General features: G+C 54.0%; 17 protein-coding genes. 6 read left to right on the forward strand and 11 right to left on the reverse strand.

Features of this window, described 5'->3' with window-relative positions; genetic code table 11:
• Window positions 1-157: 157 nt before the first annotated feature.
• The 5 genes from cspE to mgrB form a co-directional block, all read right to left on the reverse strand.
• Window positions 158-367 (reverse strand): transcription antiterminator/RNA stability regulator CspE, encoded by a 210-nt coding sequence (gene cspE / locus DW56_RS01305; RefSeq protein ID WP_001062678.1) that lies wholly within the window; start codon window positions 365-367, stop codon window positions 158-160.
• Between the two features lie 40 nt (window positions 368-407).
• Window positions 408-524, reverse strand: a complete 117-nt coding sequence (locus DW56_RS21145; RefSeq protein ID WP_049293386.1) for a DUF2627 domain-containing protein — start codon at window positions 522-524, stop codon at window positions 408-410.
• A 527-nt stretch (window positions 525-1,051) separates the two neighbouring features.
• A complete protein-coding gene (locus DW56_RS01310) occupies window positions 1,052-2,053 on the reverse strand; it encodes an MBL fold metallo-hydrolase (RefSeq protein ID WP_024553323.1) in 1,002 nt (333 codons plus the stop codon).
• Between the two features lie 20 nt (window positions 2,054-2,073).
• On the reverse strand, window positions 2,074-2,358 hold the full coding sequence (locus DW56_RS01315) for a YebO family protein (protein WP_024553322.1): 285 nt from the start codon (window positions 2,356-2,358) through the stop codon (window positions 2,074-2,076).
• Between the two features lie 73 nt (window positions 2,359-2,431).
• On the reverse strand, window positions 2,432-2,575 hold the full coding sequence (gene mgrB, locus DW56_RS01320; protein ID WP_024553321.1) for a PhoP/PhoQ regulatory lipoprotein MgrB: 144 nt from the start codon (window positions 2,573-2,575) through the stop codon (window positions 2,432-2,434).
• 159 nt (window positions 2,576-2,734) lie between these two features.
• On the opposite strand from mgrB, the gene DW56_RS01325 reads away from it, so the two are divergent.
• Complete coding sequence (locus tag DW56_RS01325; protein ID WP_024553320.1) at window positions 2,735-2,968, forward strand: YobH family protein; 234 nt, start codon at window positions 2,735-2,737, stop codon at window positions 2,966-2,968.
• A 35-nt stretch (window positions 2,969-3,003) separates the two neighbouring features.
• On the opposite strand, the gene kdgR is transcribed toward DW56_RS01325, so the two are convergent.
• The 5 genes from kdgR to DW56_RS01350 form a co-directional block, all read right to left on the reverse strand.
• Window positions 3,004-3,795, reverse strand: coding sequence for a DNA-binding transcriptional regulator KdgR (gene kdgR / locus DW56_RS01330; protein ID WP_024553319.1), 792 nt, complete (start codon window positions 3,793-3,795; stop codon window positions 3,004-3,006).
• A 391-nt stretch (window positions 3,796-4,186) separates the two neighbouring features.
• Entirely contained in the window at window positions 4,187-5,068 is an 882-nt protein-coding gene (htpX, locus tag DW56_RS01335; RefSeq protein WP_024553318.1) for a protease HtpX, read from the reverse strand.
• Window positions 5,069-5,265: 197 nt separating this feature from the next.
• Window positions 5,266-7,314, reverse strand: coding sequence for a carboxy terminal-processing peptidase (gene prc / locus DW56_RS01340; RefSeq protein WP_024553317.1), 2,049 nt, complete (start codon window positions 7,312-7,314; stop codon window positions 5,266-5,268).
• Window positions 7,315-7,333: 19 nt separating this feature from the next.
• Window positions 7,334-8,020, reverse strand: coding sequence for an RNA chaperone ProQ (gene proQ, locus DW56_RS01345; protein WP_024553316.1), 687 nt, complete (start codon window positions 8,018-8,020; stop codon window positions 7,334-7,336).
• Window positions 8,021-8,120: 100 nt separating this feature from the next.
• Complete coding sequence (locus DW56_RS01350; protein WP_024553315.1) at window positions 8,121-8,615, reverse strand: GAF domain-containing protein; 495 nt, start codon at window positions 8,613-8,615, stop codon at window positions 8,121-8,123.
• A 125-nt stretch (window positions 8,616-8,740) separates the two neighbouring features.
• On the opposite strand from DW56_RS01350, the gene yebS reads away from it, so the two are divergent.
• The 5 genes from yebS to DW56_RS01375 all read left to right on the forward strand — a co-directional run bounded on the left by yebS (window position 8,741) and on the right by DW56_RS01375 (window position 14,793).
• Entirely contained in the window at window positions 8,741-10,024 is a 1,284-nt protein-coding gene (gene yebS, locus DW56_RS01355) for a membrane integrity lipid transport subunit YebS (protein ID WP_024553314.1), read from the forward strand.
• Complete coding sequence (locus DW56_RS01360) at window positions 9,993-12,626, forward strand: PqiB family protein (protein WP_024553313.1); 2,634 nt, start codon at window positions 9,993-9,995, stop codon at window positions 12,624-12,626. The genes yebS and DW56_RS01360 overlap by 32 nt, the downstream gene beginning before the upstream one ends.
• A 75-nt stretch (window positions 12,627-12,701) precedes the next feature.
• Entirely contained in the window at window positions 12,702-14,144 is a 1,443-nt protein-coding gene (gene rsmF / locus DW56_RS01365; protein WP_024553312.1) for a 16S rRNA (cytosine(1407)-C(5))-methyltransferase RsmF, read from the forward strand.
• Window positions 14,145-14,256: 112 nt separating this feature from the next.
• Window positions 14,257-14,496: a YebV family protein gene (locus DW56_RS01370; protein ID WP_024553311.1), complete on the forward strand. Its 240-nt coding sequence runs from the start codon at window positions 14,257-14,259 to the stop codon at window positions 14,494-14,496.
• Between the two features lie 105 nt (window positions 14,497-14,601).
• The gene (locus tag DW56_RS01375) at window positions 14,602-14,793 is read left to right on the forward strand and encodes a YdfD/YebW family protein (RefSeq protein WP_024553310.1); all 192 of its coding nucleotides are present in this window, start codon (window positions 14,602-14,604) and stop codon (window positions 14,791-14,793) included.
• On the opposite strand, the gene DW56_RS01380 is transcribed toward DW56_RS01375, so the two are convergent.
• Window positions 14,794-15,438 carry a metallophosphoesterase gene (locus DW56_RS01380; protein ID WP_024553309.1) on the reverse strand — a complete coding sequence of 215 codons (645 nt, stop codon included), beginning with the start codon at window positions 15,436-15,438 and terminating at the stop codon, window positions 14,794-14,796.
• Window positions 15,439-15,540: the final 102 nt, after the last annotated feature.

The raw sequence follows: 15,540 nt of genomic DNA on the forward strand, positions 1-15,540 counted from the left end.
TGTAAAAGGCCGCAAGTGTAACGCGATTCAGCGTAAGGGGAAACGATACAAAGAGGGCAATAAAGGAAGGAAGAAAAACAAAAGCCCCGCAAACGCGAGGCTTTAGACTCTGTCTGACTTGTGCGCGCGAGGCAACACAAGGTCAGCGCTTATGCGATCAGATAGCAGTTACGTTAACTGCTGCCGGACCTTTCTGGCCGTCCTGAATTTCGAACTCTACGTTCTGGCCTTCAGCCAGAGTTTTGAAGCCGTTACCCTGGATTGCAGAAAAGTGTACGAATACATCTTTGCTGCCGTCTGCCGGAGTAATGAAACCAAAACCTTTAGACTCGTTGAACCACTTAACTTGACCTTTGATCTTTGCCATTTTGCAAATTCCTTAAGAGTATTTTCATCGCCCGCAGGCATTACTGAGATAAAACTGAGACATTACTGCATGAGGCACTAAAATAAGGTTCGGCAGAGAAGCGGTATTCAACGACAACGTGTTTACTCAGGACTTCTTTACTGAAAATGCCACACATAAACAGAACTGTACCTCGTTTGACCCACAAGCTGTTATCACATACAACGTAAATAATGGCAAGCCATTTTTATACGTGTATCGATCTAACGCACATATTCATAGCCAGCTAACAAAGCCTCTGTCATGGAAGCCTGTTTTTGCGGCTAACACTCTGCCGCTTAACGATTTTCGTTATGCAGAAGAAGATGTCCGTAAAGGACTTTTTTACCATAGCTCAACAACTTCGGTTCGTCCAGACGACTAAGAACATTCTTAAACCAAAAAAAGCATATGGTTATAATTTTTATCGCATCTTCAAATATGAAAAAAGAAAAATAAGTAATTTCTTATGCCCCACTTAAAGAGTGGTAAGTCTGGCTAATATGTACAGAAGAATAAAGCTTGTACAATTTTTTAATACAGGCTGCACTAAAATAATGACGATTTAATGACGTTGCATCAAAACGGGGCGGAAATCTCGCTTCGAATATAAAACAGACAGTCTGTAAAGCACGCAATTATTATGTATGCAGGTTAATATAATAATTAAAGCTTATTGCCAGTCAGGGATAAATATTGACCAATTTTAAGCGGGGAAAACGTTTCGATAGCTTCATTTTGTTTGTGGAGTTCCGCCAGTAGTTCACGAGGGGGCGCATCCAGCGCTTCATCCGCCAGTTCAAAAACGCCCCAGTGAACAGGAACGCTAAGGGGTCGCCCAAGCTGTTGCCAGAGTCGAACCGCGTTTTCAGGGTCCATATGATGCGGCCACATAAACCAGCGCGGCGCATATGCGCCAACCGGAATAGCTGCCGCATCGAGCGGGCCAAGCCGTTCAGGAATTTGCAGGAGCTCCGGCATATAGCCGGTATCGCCGCTAAACCAGAAGCGCAGGCTTTCGCTTTGGGCAACCCAACCGCACCATAACGTGCGATCCCTGTCCCACAACGTACGCATGCTCCAGTGTTGCGCCGGTACGCAAGTCAACGTCAGTCCCTGCCAGTTCACGCTTTGCCACCAGTCCAGCTCAGTGACGCGTTTAACACCAAGCCGGGCGAACCAGCGCTTCAATCCCAGCGGCACAAAAAACTGAACTTGCGGGAAACGCCGGTGAAGCTCGCGCACCGTAGCTCTGTCGAGATGATCATAGTGATTGTGCGAGATAAACACGGCGTCCAGCGCGGGGAGATCTGCGGACCGTAACGCGGGCGGGGTTCTGCGCTGCGGCCCATAAAAACGTAATGGCGACGCGCGGTTTGAAAAAACCGGATCGGTGAGAATATAAAGCCCGTTAATGCGCAGCAATAACGAGGCATGACCAAGCCACCAGAGTCCGTCCTCATCGCCGCTAATTTCTGCTGGCTGCCACCACTGTTCAATAAATGCGGCGTAGCCGCCCTGCGGCGCATGAGGCAGCCCCTGCGCTTTTCGCTCATTTTGCCAGCGTTGAACGTCACCCGGCCCATGACCAACAGGGGAAAGATTACGAAAACCGCCAGGCAAGTGATGGGGTTTGGCAGGATCGAAAAAGGGATTGCGCCAGGCCATATTCGCTGTGCCCGATTGCGTTAGCGTTCAGCAACCAGACGGACAAAATCGTCGGCGGGCGATTGCGGTTTTTCAGCAGGCGCCGCTGAGGCAGCCTCCGGCTCGTTGGCGTCGCAAAGGCGGCGAAGCAGCGCATTTTGTCGTTTCTGCTGCTCAAGCAGCGCTTCGAGCAACGCTATCTGTTCATTGGCTCTGACGCTTGCGCGATTAACAAAGAACCAGACGACCAGACCGACAAGCGTAACCAGCAAAGAAAGTACGAGCGCAGCAATATTTAACGCGCCAGAATTCATTAATTCGTTCATGTTACCACCTCAAAAAGACGGGCTATTCTACCATTGCCCGCAGCGAAGGATATCATTTCAGAAAAAAATGCGCCTACCAGGGAATAAATTTGTTAATCGTACAGATGCCGCTGAAAAACTGAACATCCTGATCGCACATGACATTAAGCATTTGCGCCCATAACAGTAAACAGGCCACCAGCACGGCCAGCAAAATAGCCCATCTGAATTTTTTCACTACCCTCTCCGCTTCTGCGCATTACCGGTTTAGTGTACCTCGCGCACCTTAAACCAAACGTCACTCTATAGCTAAGTCGTTAATTTAGGAATCATTGACTTGTTACGCAACGTAAAGCGCAGCAGGCTAAATCAGTGAGAACAGAGAAAGGAGACAAGGATGCGCTTAGCGTTAAGAGTGGCAGGCATACTGGCTTTAGCCTGGCTTGCGCTACTGTTTAGCGGATACGGCATCATCATATCCAGCACTGAAAACGCAGCGGGAATGGGTCTGGAGTGCAGATATCTTACTGCGCGGGATGTCGTCAACAGGCAATTTATTCATAGCGACAGCGGTGTGATTGGCGTTTCCGCCTGCCCGGTGCTGCATAAAGTGGAGAACGTGGTCGATTAAAAGAACAGGCCGCAGCCAGGCTGCGGCCTGCGGCATCAGAACGGGTAAGCGTTATAGCCCATCTGCTCAGAGATTTTGCGCGCGGCGTTGTGCAGGATCTCCACATATTCGTGGAGACGTTCTTCAGAGAAACGCAGCGTCGGGAAAGAGATACTTAACCCCGCAATGACTACGCCAAAACGGTCGAATACCGGTACGGCGATACAACGCAGCCCTTCTTCCTGCTCTTCGTTATCTTCGCCATAGCCTTGCTCGCGTACTTTATCCAGCACGCTTAATAGCTCTTCAGTGCTGGTGATAGTGCGGGCCGTGCTGCGGGTATACTCAACGCCGGTAAGGATCTGCTTAACCTCTTCACGGTCGCGCCAGGCCAGCAAAACTTTGCCAATCGCCGTACTGTAAAGCGGGTTGCGGCGACCAATACGCGAGTACATGCGCAGGTTATACATGGAATCGATTTTATGGATGTAAACAATACTGTCTTCATCCAGCGCGCCCAGATGGATTGTCTCTTTGGTCAGGCGCGACAGTTCACGCATCTGGATATCCGCACTGCGGATAAGATCGACATTCTGTAATGCGCGCGCGCCCAGCTCAAACAGTTTTAAGGTCAGAGAATATTTTTCCGACTCGCCTTCCTGAGCAACATAACCCAACGATTTCATGGTTTGTAAAAAGCGATAAACCGTGCTTTTCGACATCATGACGCGTTGCGACAACTCGGTGATACCAATTTCACGTTCTTCGCCCAGCGCCTGAAGAATGCCAAAAACCTTCAGAACCGAAGAGACGGAGTCCGGTTGTTTATCCAAATCTGCGATTGCCATTGATCACCTCAGATCGCATTTGTTTTATAAAAATCAGAACCGGTTTTTATTATAATTTCGCACCACTTGCGCCGCAATGAATCTCTGCCTGTTGGTGGCAAATCTGCGACATAAAACCGAAATAAAGCAGGCCAATCTCTTCTTTTACATGATTATTACCGGGATGCATCGGGAAACAGCGTAATGCGATGGGTCAGATGAGGCAAAAGCGGGAGTTGATGCAACTGCAAAAGTCAGGGCTATCGCCCTGGCGGGGTAGATACTGGATGGCGATGTGGCGTAACGACCTTTCGCGTAATCAATAAGCAACCTGAGTTCAGACGATTAGCGGCCTGTGCAGTAAGCAAAAAAAAAGCGCGCCCTGAGGCGCGCTTTCTGTCTATCGTTTTGTTTATTTCAAATACTGCCCGCTGCGCAGCGCTTCGATACGTTTATCCAGCGGCGGGTGAGTCATGAAAAGTTCGCTCAGGGACTTTGATTTCCCGTTGATGCAGAACGCCATCATGCTGCTTGCTTCCTGCGGCTCATAGCTGGTTTTCAGGCGCTGAAGCGCGGCGATCATCTTCTCGCGGCCCACCAGTTTCGCTGAACCCGCATCGGCGTGGAACTCACGGTAGCGGGAAAACCACATGGTGATAATGCTCGCCAGAATACCAAACACCAGTTCCAGTACCGTTGCGACAGCAAAATAGATCAGCGGGTTGCCGTTGCTCTCTTCGCCCTCGTCGCGGTTGCCGCCGAGGAAACCTGCTGCGATCTGCGCAATGATACGAGAGATAAAGATAACGAAGGTGTTCACCACGCCCTGAATTAGCGTCATGGTCACCATATCGCCGTTCGCAATGTGGCTAATTTCGTGCGCGATAACCGCTTCGGCTTCGCCGCGGCTCATGTTTTGCAAAAGCCCGGTGCTGACGGCCACCAGCGAAGCGTTGCGACGCGCGCCGGTTGCGAAGGCGTTAATATCTGGCGCGTGATAGATAGCCACCTGCGGCATGGCAATACCCGCCTGGCGAGACTGCTGCGCAACGGTATCCATCAACCAGCGCTCGGTTTCATTACGCGGTTGTTCAATAACCTCGCCGCCTACCGAACGCAGCGCCATCCATTTGGACATCAGTAGCGAAACAAACGAGCCGCCAAAACCAAATAACAGCGCCATAATCAACAGCCCTTGCACGCTGCTGGACTGAATTCCTGTCAGGCTGAGCACCAGCCCGAAGACAACCATGACGGCAAGGTTGGTTAACAGGAAGAGCGCGATTCGCATCATAATTTTCTTTTTACCTCGGTTTAACAATACGCCTTATGCGATTACACACATCGTAGGGTCCCGCGCGCCATTTTCAAGCACAGCGTGAAAGCAAGTGCCTAAAAATACGTAACTTTACATTTTGTAGCATTTAACTGACTGCGGTTATAGAAAGGTAAAAAAACAGGCACATAACTATGTGCCTGTTTGGGGAGAGATTACTTACTGGCGGCGGGTTTTTCCGGCGTTTTCGCTTTTTCCAGATGCGCCAGGTCCAGGGCGATATGGACGGTTTCGTCCAGATACGGATCCGGCTCCTGATAATCCTTCGGCAGATCTTCAAGCTTCTTAATCGGCGGTTTACCTGCCCGCTGATAGCGGTCATTAATTCGCGCCAGCCGCGTCGCGTCTTCTTCCTGGTTCTCTTTCTCACGCTGGGCAAGATTCAGCGAAACCTGGTTACGCTTCTCTTTCAGCGCATTAAAGCGCGCAATGTCTTTAATGATGTACTGGAACTCAGGATCTTTGGCGATGCGATCGTTGTGATCTTTAAGCAACTCCGGGCCAAACGGCGCGAGATCGCCAGATTTCACAAAGGTTGCGGCGTTGATGCTATCCCATGGCAGCGCGTTATCCTCGAATTTCTCGCCGGTTTCGGTCTCTTCGTTGCCGGTCGGCATCATGATATCCGGCGTTACGCCCTTACGCTGCGTACTGCCGCCATTGATGCGGTAGAATTTCTGGATGGTGTACTGTACAGAACCCAGCGCCGGCCATTCCGGGCGCAGCATCTGATCGTAGATGCGGTTCAGCGAACGGTACTGCTGCACGGTGCCTTTGCCAAAGGTAGGCTCGCCAACAATCAGCGCGCGGCCGTAGTCCTGCATCGCTGCGGCAAAGATTTCCGAAGCGGACGCACTGAAGCGGTCAACCATGACCACCAGCGGACCTTTGTAATAAACCACGCCGTCGTTATCGCTGTCTTCGCGAACTTTGCCGTTGTTATCACGCACCTGCACCACCGGACCGCCTGGAATAAACAGGCCGGAGAGCGAAACCGCTTCCGTCAGCGCGCCGCCGCCGTTAGAGCGCAGATCGATAATCACGCTGTTGACGTTCTGCTTCTCAAGCTTCTGAAGTTGAACCTTAACGTCGTCCGTCAGGCCGACATAGAAGCCTGGGATATCCAGCACGCCGACTTTCTCTTTACCTACCGTTTTCACCGTCATTTTAACGGCACGGTCTTCAAGACGAATCCGCTCACGCGTAAGCGTAATGATGCGGGTCTTGGTGCCTTTACCGGCAGGCAGGATCTCAAGGCGCACTTTGCTGCCTTTCGGCCCTTTGATGAGCGCGACGACATCGTCAAGACGCCAGCCGATCACATCCTGAATCTGCTGGCCCACCTGCCCTACCCCGACGATACGGTCGCCAACGCTGATAGCCTTGCTTTTCGCCGCCGGGCCGCCTGCTACCATGGAGTTGATGACTGTATAATCTTCATCCATTTGCAGCACAGCGCCGATGCCCTCAAGCGAGAGGCTCATTTCCGTGTTGAACTGCTCGGTATTGCGCGGAGAAAGGTAGTTGGTATGCGGGTCTATCTCATGGGCGAACGCGGTCATCGCCAGTGAGAACACATCTTCGCTGTTCGTTTGCGCCAGACGGCGAATGGCGAACTTGTAACGCTTAGTCAGCGTTTCGCGGATTTCTTTGTCCGTTTTGCCGGTCAGCTTCAGGCTTAGCTCGTCGAATTTTACTTTGCTATCCCAGAGCTGGTTTAACGCCTCTTCGCTTTTCGGCCACGGCGCTTTGCTGCGGTCGACGTCGAAAGTGTCGTTACCGGTGAAATCCATCGGACGTTCCAGCACCTTCAACGCATACTGATAACGCTCAAACCGGCGTTTTTGCGCAAGGTTATAGAGATCATAAAAGACATCTAATTTCCCGGTGCGCAACTCATCGCCAATGGCATTTTTCTTTTGCGCGAACTGCTCGACATCGCTCGCCAGCAAAACGTTGTGGCTATAGTCCAGCAGGTTCAAATAGCGGTCGAAAATTTTGGCTGAAAACGCGTTGTCGAGATCGAACTGGCGATAATGGGAACGGGTGAAGCGAGAAGTGACTCGCTCGCTCACCGTAGCGTGCTGAGGCTCTTCTTTTAAAACCGGAATCTGGTCAGCACGAGTGATGTCGTCCACAGCCAGCGCCTGGCCTGCCATAAGCAGCAGGCCCGCGACGGCGGTGAGCTTAAAAAAAGTGTTCATGCCCAGGTTGACCTCCGTTTCAGAACAATAAATGTTCTGCGCGTACAATCATCGACATACCAGAAGTCAGCTGTACACGGACGCCATCTTTGGTGATTTCCTGCACGGTGGCATCCATCGCATTGTTGCCCGCTTTCACTTTGATTGGCTGACCAACCGCCAGCGCAGTGATGTCGGATACGGGAGTATGACGCTCTTCACGCGGAGCGCGAGGCGCTTTATCCGCAGGCTTTGCCGCACGAGGTTTACGCTCGGTATTTTCTTTACGACGCGGCGCAGGGCGCGCTTTACGCTCGCGGCGCGGCGCTTCTTCACCTTCGCCCGCTGCGGCAGCGGCTTCCCGTTTTTTCGCCTGCTGTTCGGCACGCTGTGCCTGAACGCGCGCTTTCGCTTCTTCAAGCTGCTGGCGAGCATGTTCAACATGCTGTTCGTCCAGTTCGCCGCACGGGTTGCCGTCGAGATCGACACGGGTAGCGCCCGCTTTAATGCCGTGCAGATAACGCCAGCTGGAAGTATAAAGGCGTAATGCGGAACGAAGCTGCGTTTTACTGAGGTTCATTTCGCCCTCAACGCGCGCGACCAGGTCCTGGAAGATACCAATCTTCAAAGGACGCGCTTCACCTTCGGCGCTGAAGCACTGAGGAAAACGCTCAGCCAGAAAGGCGATAACTTCTTTACTGCTATTCAACTTAGGTTGATTTTCCATGAAATTTCCTGATTACAACGGATGTTGCCAACAAGCCGCAGGCATGAACAGGCGTCATTATAATGACGCCATCGCTAAATGCCACGTTATCCGTTGTTTATCATGCGAACGTTGCAAAGTATTTTTTGAAATCGGTGCCGGCAATGACCTTTTCAAGGTGCCCTGCCAGCTCCCGTAACCCCTGTTCATCGTCCGCATCGAAGCGATTAAAGAGGGTGCTGTCGATATCAAGCACGCCGATTACCTGTTCTCCGGCTTTAATCGGAAGTACGATTTCGGCATTGCTGGCCGCATCGCAGGCAATATGCCCATCGAAAGCGTGAACGTCGTCGACGCGTTGAACTTCGCCGGTGGCAACCGCTGTGCCGCATACGCCGCGCCCTACAGGAATACGTACGCAGGCGATTTTGCCCTGGAACGGCCCCAGAACCAGCGTATCGCCTTCCAGCAGATAAAAACCGGCCCAGTTAACGCCTTCGAGACGTTCAAAAAGTAATGCGCTGGTATTGGCGAGCGTGGCCAGAAAGCTGGTTTCCCCTGCCATTAATGCCTGAAAATCACGGTTCAGATCCGCGTAGAATTCTGTTTTGTTCATTGTTTGTTCACTTAGTGTCTTACTGAATTGCTGGCTTATTAAAATAAGCATTAAATGCCTTCATGCTCAAGATGAATCATTTCATGAGTTAATATATAGAAAACTGATAAAAAGAATTGACCTTGATGGCTCTTAAATCTACCGCGGCGCCCGTTCGCCGGAAATTACAGGTTCGCGCTATTGGCGAACCGTTGCCTTATGAACACTATCAGCGTTGCCCGCAGTGCGACATGCTTTTTTTGTTGCCGGTAGTGTCATCGCGCCAGACCGCGCACTGCCCGCGCTGCGACGCGAAAATCCGCGACGGCCGCGACTGGTCGCTGACGCGCCTGGCGGCGATGGCTATCACCATGCTGCTGCTCATGCCCTTTGCGTGGGGCGAACCGCTGTTGCGCCTTTATCTGCTCGGCACGCGTATCGACGCCAACCTTATGCAGGGGATCTGGCAGATGGCGCGCCAGGGCGACACGTTGACTGCCGCAATGGTGCTTTTCTGCGCCGTCGGCGCTCCTGCAACGCTTGTGGCCGCCATCGCCTATTTATGGTTCGGGAATATCCTGGGCATGAACCTGCGTCCGGTGTTGCTGATGCTGGAGCGGCTAAAAGAATGGGTGATGCTGGATATTTATCTGGTGGGGATAGGCGTGGCGTCAATCAAAGTGCAGGACTACGCCTGGCTTGAACCCGGGATCGGCCTGCTTGCTTTCGTCGCGCTGGTTATCTTAAGCGTCATGACGATCATTCACCTGAACGTTGAGCAGCTCTGGGAGCGCTTTTATCCCCAGCGTCCTACGACACGCCTACAGGAAAACATCCGCGTTTGCTTAGGCTGTCACTATACTGGCGTGCCGGACAGACGGGGGCGCTGCTCGCGCTGCCACATCCCGCTGCGGGCTCGCCGCCGCCATAGCTTACAGAAAAGCTGGGCCGCGCTTATCGCCGCGCTGGTGTTGCTGTTGCCTGCTAACCTGCTGCCTATTTCGGTGATTTATATCAACGGCGCAAGGCAAGAGGACACGATCATGTCCGGCATTATTTCACTGGCGAACAGCAATATCGCGGTCGCAGGCGTCGTGTTTATCGCCAGTATTCTGGTGCCGTTTACGAAAGTGATTGTGCTGCTGACGCTGCTTGTCAGCATCCACTTTAAATGCCAGCAGGGGTTGCGAACCCGCATACAGCTGCTGCGTTTTGTCACCTGGATCGGCCGCTGGTCCATGCTCGATCTGTTTGTAATTTCTATCACCATGTCGCTGGTTAACCGTGACCAGCTGCTGGCGTTTACGATGGGACCCGCTGCGTTTTATTTCGGCGCAGCGGTGATTTTAACTATTCTTGCAGTTGAATGGCTGGATAGCCGCTTACTTTGGGACGCACATGAGTCAGGAAATGCCCGCTTCACAGACTGAAGCGCGAATTAAAACAAAACGCCGTATTTCGCCGTTCTGGTTGCTGCCGGTTATTGCGCTTCTTATCGCAGGCTGGCTTATCTGGACTACCTATGAAGAACGCGGCACCACTGTCACTATCGATTTTATGTCTGCTGACGGCATCGTCGCCGGGCGCACCCCTGTGCGGTATCAGGGGGTTGAAGTCGGTACGGTGCAGGATATTCGCTTAAGCGATGACCTGAATAAAATCGAGGTCACGGTTAGCATCAAGAGCGACATGAAAGATGCGCTGCGCGACCAGACGCAGTTCTGGCTGGTTACGCCCAAAGCGTCGCTTGCCGGGATTTCCGGGCTCGACGCGCTGGTCGGCGGTAACTATATCGGCATGATGCCCGGCAAAGGCGAGCCGCAGGATCACTTTACCGCGCTTGATACCCAGCCCAAGTACCGACTCAATAATGGCGAGCTGATGATCCATCTTCAGGCGCCCGATCTCGGTTCGCTTAACAGCGGCTCGCTGGTTTATTACCGCAAAATTCCGGTCGGCCGCGTTTACGATTACGCCATTAATACCAACAAACAGGGCGTGACTATCGATGTGTTGATAGAACGACGCTTCACCAACCTTGTGAAAAAAGGCAGCCGCTTCTGGAATGTCTCAGGGGTCAAAGCCGATGTCGGCTTAAGCGGCGCGCAGGTGCAGCTGGAAAGCCTGGCGGCGCTGGTTAACGGCGCCATCGCTTTCGACTCGCCGCCCGATTCCGCTCGCGCCGAGCAAAACGATGAGTTTGGCCTGTATGAGGACCTGGCGCACAGCCAGCGCGGGGTTATCGTCAGGCTTGATTTACCGAGCGGCGCCGGGCTTAAGGCCGACAGCACGCCGCTGATGTACCAGGGCCTGGAAGTGGGCACGCTGACGAAGTTAAACCTTAACCCGGGCGGCGCGGTAACCGGCGAAATGACCGTCGATCCAAGCGTGGTGAACCTGCTGCGCGACGGCACCCGCATTGAGCTTAAAAGCCCCCGGCTTTCGCTGAACAACCCCAACGTCAGCAGCCTGCTTACCGGCAGTACCTTCGAGCTGGTGCCGGGCGAGGGTAAACCGCGCAACCATTTTGTCGTGCTGCCTGCCGATAAAACGCCTTTGCAACAGCCTAATGTGCTGACATTCACGCTGACCGCGCCGGAAAGCTACGGTATTGACGCCGGACAGCCGCTTATCCTGCATGGCATTCAGATAGGCCAGGTGCTGGAGCGCTCGCTTTCGGCGAAAGGCGTTAGCTTCTCTGCGGCGATTGACCCGCAGTATCGCGAACTGGTTAAAGGCGACAGCAAGTTTGTGGTCAACAGCCGCGTGGACGTCAAAGTCGGCCTCGATGGCGTGGAGTTCCTTGGCGCCAGCGCGACGGAGTGGATCAACGGCGGCATCCGCGTACTGCCGGGCAGCAAAGGCGAGATGAAAGAGAGCTACCCGCTTTTCGCCAACCTGGAAAAAGCGGTGGAAAACAGCCTGAGCGACCTGCCCACCACCACGCTTACCTTAACGGCCGACAGCCTGCCGGATGTTCAGCCAGGTTCAGTGGTGCTTTATCGCAAGTTTCAGGTAGGTGAAATTATCACCGTGCGTCCGCGCGCCAATGCTTTTGATATCGAAGTGCATATCAAGCCGGAATACAAACACCTGCTGACCCAGAACAGCGTGTTCTGGGCGGAAGGCGGCGCCAAGGTACAGCTTAACGGCAGCGGGTTAACCGTACAGGCCTCGCCGCTTTCGCGCGCCATCAAAGGCGCCATCAGCTTTGATAACCTGAGCGGCGCGGGCGCGGGCATGTCGAAAAACGACAAACGTATCCTGTACCCTTCAGAAACCGCCGCGCGCGCGGTGGGCAGCCAGATAACGCTTCACGCCTTTGACGCCGGCAAGCTGGCGGCAGGCATGCCGATTCGCTATCTCGGCATTAATATCGGCCAGATTGAATCGCTCGATCTGATCACCGAGCGCAGCGAAGTGCAGGCCACCGCCGTGCTTTACCCGGAGTATGTGAAGACCTTTGCCCGCGCAGGCACGCGTTTCTCTGTGGTCACGCCGCAGATATCCGCTGCGGGCGTCGAGCATCTTGATACCATTTTGCAGCCTTATATCAACGTGGAGCCAGGCCGCGGCAAAGCGCTGCGTGATTTTGAGTTGCAGGAAACCACCATTACCGACTCGCGCTATCTTGATGGCCTGAGCATTGTGGTGGAAGCGCCGGAAGCCGGCTCGCTCAATATCGGCACGCCAGTGTTATTCCGGGGTATGGAGGTGGGTACGGTTACCGGGCTGGCGCTTGGCAATCTTTCCGATCGCGTTATGGTCTCGATGCGTATCAGCAAGCGCTATCAGCATCTGGTAAGGGAAAACTCCGTCTTCTGGCTCGCCTCGGGTTACAGCCTCGACTTCGGCCTGACGGGGGGCGTAGTGAAAACCGGCACCTTTAATCAGTTCATTCGCGGCGGCATCGCTTTCGCCACGCCGCCAAGCACCCCGCTTTCGCCTAAAGCGCAGGCTGGCAAGCACTTCCTGCTGGAGCAGAGTGAACCGAAAGAGTGGCGCAGCTGGGGTACCGCGCTGCCCCGCTAACCCTTTCGCCCCGGTGTCACGCCGGGGCGATTGTGCTACACTTCGCGCCCTCTTTTTCTCTCTACGGGGTGAACTGTGGCGCAATCCGGTTCCGCTTATCTGCCTGACGCTTTTCTTTCTGTTATCCGCGAAGCGATGCCTGAAGGGCTATCGCTCGACGCCTTTATCGCTGCCTGCCAGCGCCCGCTGCGCCGCAGCATCCGCGTGAACACGTTAAAAATCAGCGTCAGCGATTTTCTTGAACTGGTCGCCCCGTATCACTGGCAGCTGACGCCGGTTCCGTGGTGCGAAGAGGGATTCTGGATAGAGCGTGACGATGAAGACGCCTTGCCGCTTGGCAGCACCGCGGAGCACCTGAGCGGGCTGTTTTATATTCAGGAAGCCAGCTCGATGCTGCCCGTCGCCGCGCTTTTCGCCGAAGGCAATACGCCGCAGCGCGTGATGGACGTGGCGGCGGCGCCCGGCTCGAAAACCACGCAAATTGCGGCCCGGATGGGCAACCAGGGCGCCATTCTCGCCAACGAGTATTCCGCCAGCCGCGTAAAAGTGCTGCACGCGAACATCAGCCGCTGCGGTATTGCCAACGTGGCGCTGACCCATTTTGATGGCCGTGTTTTCGGCGCAGCCCTGCCGGAAGCCTTCGACGCGATTCTGCTGGACGCGCCCTGCTCCGGCGAAGGCGTGGTGCGTAAAGATCCTGACGCGCTGCGCAACTGGTCGCCTGAAAGCAATCAGGAGATCGCGGCTACCCAGCGCGAACTTATCGACAGCGCCTTTCACGCGCTCGCGCCGGGCGGCACGCTGGTTTATTCCACCTGTACCCTGAACCGGCAAGAAAACCAGGAAGTGTGCCAGTGGCTACTGGAGCGCTATCCGGGCGCGGTTGAGATCCTGCCGCTGGAGACGCTTTTCCCCGGTGCCAGAGACGCGTTAACCCCTGAAGGGTTTTTGCACGTTTTTCCACAAATTTACGACTGCGAAGGGTTCTTTGTCGCCCGACTGCGCAAGACCGCTGCGGTTGAAGCGTTGCCGACGCCGAAATATAAAACAGGCACTTTCCCCTTCAGCCCGCTTAACGGACGCGATGCGCGAGAAATTGTCGATGCGGCGAAAAAGGTTGGCCTGGCGTGGGATGAAACGCTGCGGTTATGGCAGCGCGATAAAGAAGTGTGGCTTTTTCCGGCGGATATTGAACCGCTTATCGGCCGGGTACGCTTTTCCCGCATCGGGTTGCGGCTCGCCGAACGCTTCAACAAGGGTTTTCGCTGGCAACATGAAGCCGTGGTGGCGCTCGCCGGTACTGGCAATAAACTCGCTTTTGAGCTTAGCTTAGAAGAAGCGGGCGAATGGTATCGCGGTCGCGATATCTGGCCTGCCGCACTGCCTCAGGCGGATGAAGTTATCGTGACCTTTCAGGGACAACCTCTGGGGTTAGCGAAGCGAGTGGGTTCAAGGCTTAAAAACAGTTATCCGCGCGAACTGGTGCGCGACGGTATCTTATTCAGCGCGCTGAACTGATTCGCCTGAAAAATCGACGCTGTTCATTTGGCACTTTTTGCACAAAGGTCTACCCTGAAAAGGGGGACCTTTACTGGTCATACCACCTGCAAACTGCCCAAGGGAGAGCGTTATGACAAAAACCAGTGTAAAAATCGGCACTTTTGAAATCGATGATGCCGAACTGCACGGCGAGCAGCAAGGCGATCGAACGTTAAGCATTCCTTGTAAATCGGACCCGGATCTCTGCATGCAGCTTGATGCATGGGACGCCGAAACCAGCATTCCCGCCCTGCTCAACGGCGAACACTCCGTGCTATACCGTGTACATTACGATCAACAAGCTGATGCCTGGATCATGCGTCTTGCCTGATTCCAAAAGAACCCGTCGCCCAGACGGGTTATTTAATCCGACATTTTCCCCGCCTTCTCCCGCTTCCCCTACACTTATAAGATATGCTGTTGATTTGAGGACGCTATGTTCGCTTTGGTTCTTTTTATTTGTTATCTCGACGGGGGATGTGACGATATAGTCGTCGACGTTTTCAACACTGAACAGCAGTGCCTGCATGCGATGGACGAGCAGCGGTTACGCCACGGCGGCTGTTATCCGGTTGAAGATTTTATTGACGGCTTCTGGCGCCCGGCGCAGGAATACAGCGATTTTTAATTACTGAACCTGAACCAGCGTCAGCCGGTTGCCGAATACCGCGCCGGTATCGATGTAATGCTGATTGGCGAAATCGAGCGGCGTTTTCAGCGGCGTGTGGCCAAAGTAAAACGCGTCCGCCCCCTCAATGGCCTGGCTTTTGCCTCGCATATGGCGGTTAAGGCGCTCGCGGCTCCACACGACCTCATGCTTATCCACCGGTTGCAGCCAACAGTAGCGGGCGTCAGGATAATCCGCATGGGCGATGACGATAGTCTTCCCACTTGCATGCAGTTCGATAATCAGCGGCAGCTTTTCGCAACCAAGCAGCTGCGTTTTAACATTGCCCTGCGCTGTTTCGGAGAGCCTGGCAAACCATGCTCCGCCGTTAAGCCACCATAGCTGCCTGTCCCCTTCCCGCAACGCTTCAATCGCCATCTCTTCATGGTTGCCGCGTACCGCGAAAAACCAGGGGCGGGCGAGCAACCGGAGACAGCCGGGGCTGTCAGGCCCGCGATCGATCAGATCGCCTACAGAGATAACCGCATCCTGCAAGGGGTCAAAACGTTGCGCGCGCAGCGCGGCGGCGAATTGATGCAGGCAACCGTGGAGGTCGCCGACGATAAAAATATGCCGCCATTGCGAACCATCAATACGCTGATACATAAACCCTCCTCATCGTAAGGCAAGTATAGTTATGTACAGGCGGTAGCTGGGCTGAAAGCGCAGGAAGAGAAACTGAAGCTGGTTGAAAAGATTATTTCGCTG

It is taken from the genome of Franconibacter helveticus LMG 23732 (genome assembly GCF_000463115.2).
Lineage (GTDB): Bacteria > Pseudomonadota > Gammaproteobacteria > Enterobacterales > Enterobacteriaceae > Franconibacter > Franconibacter helveticus.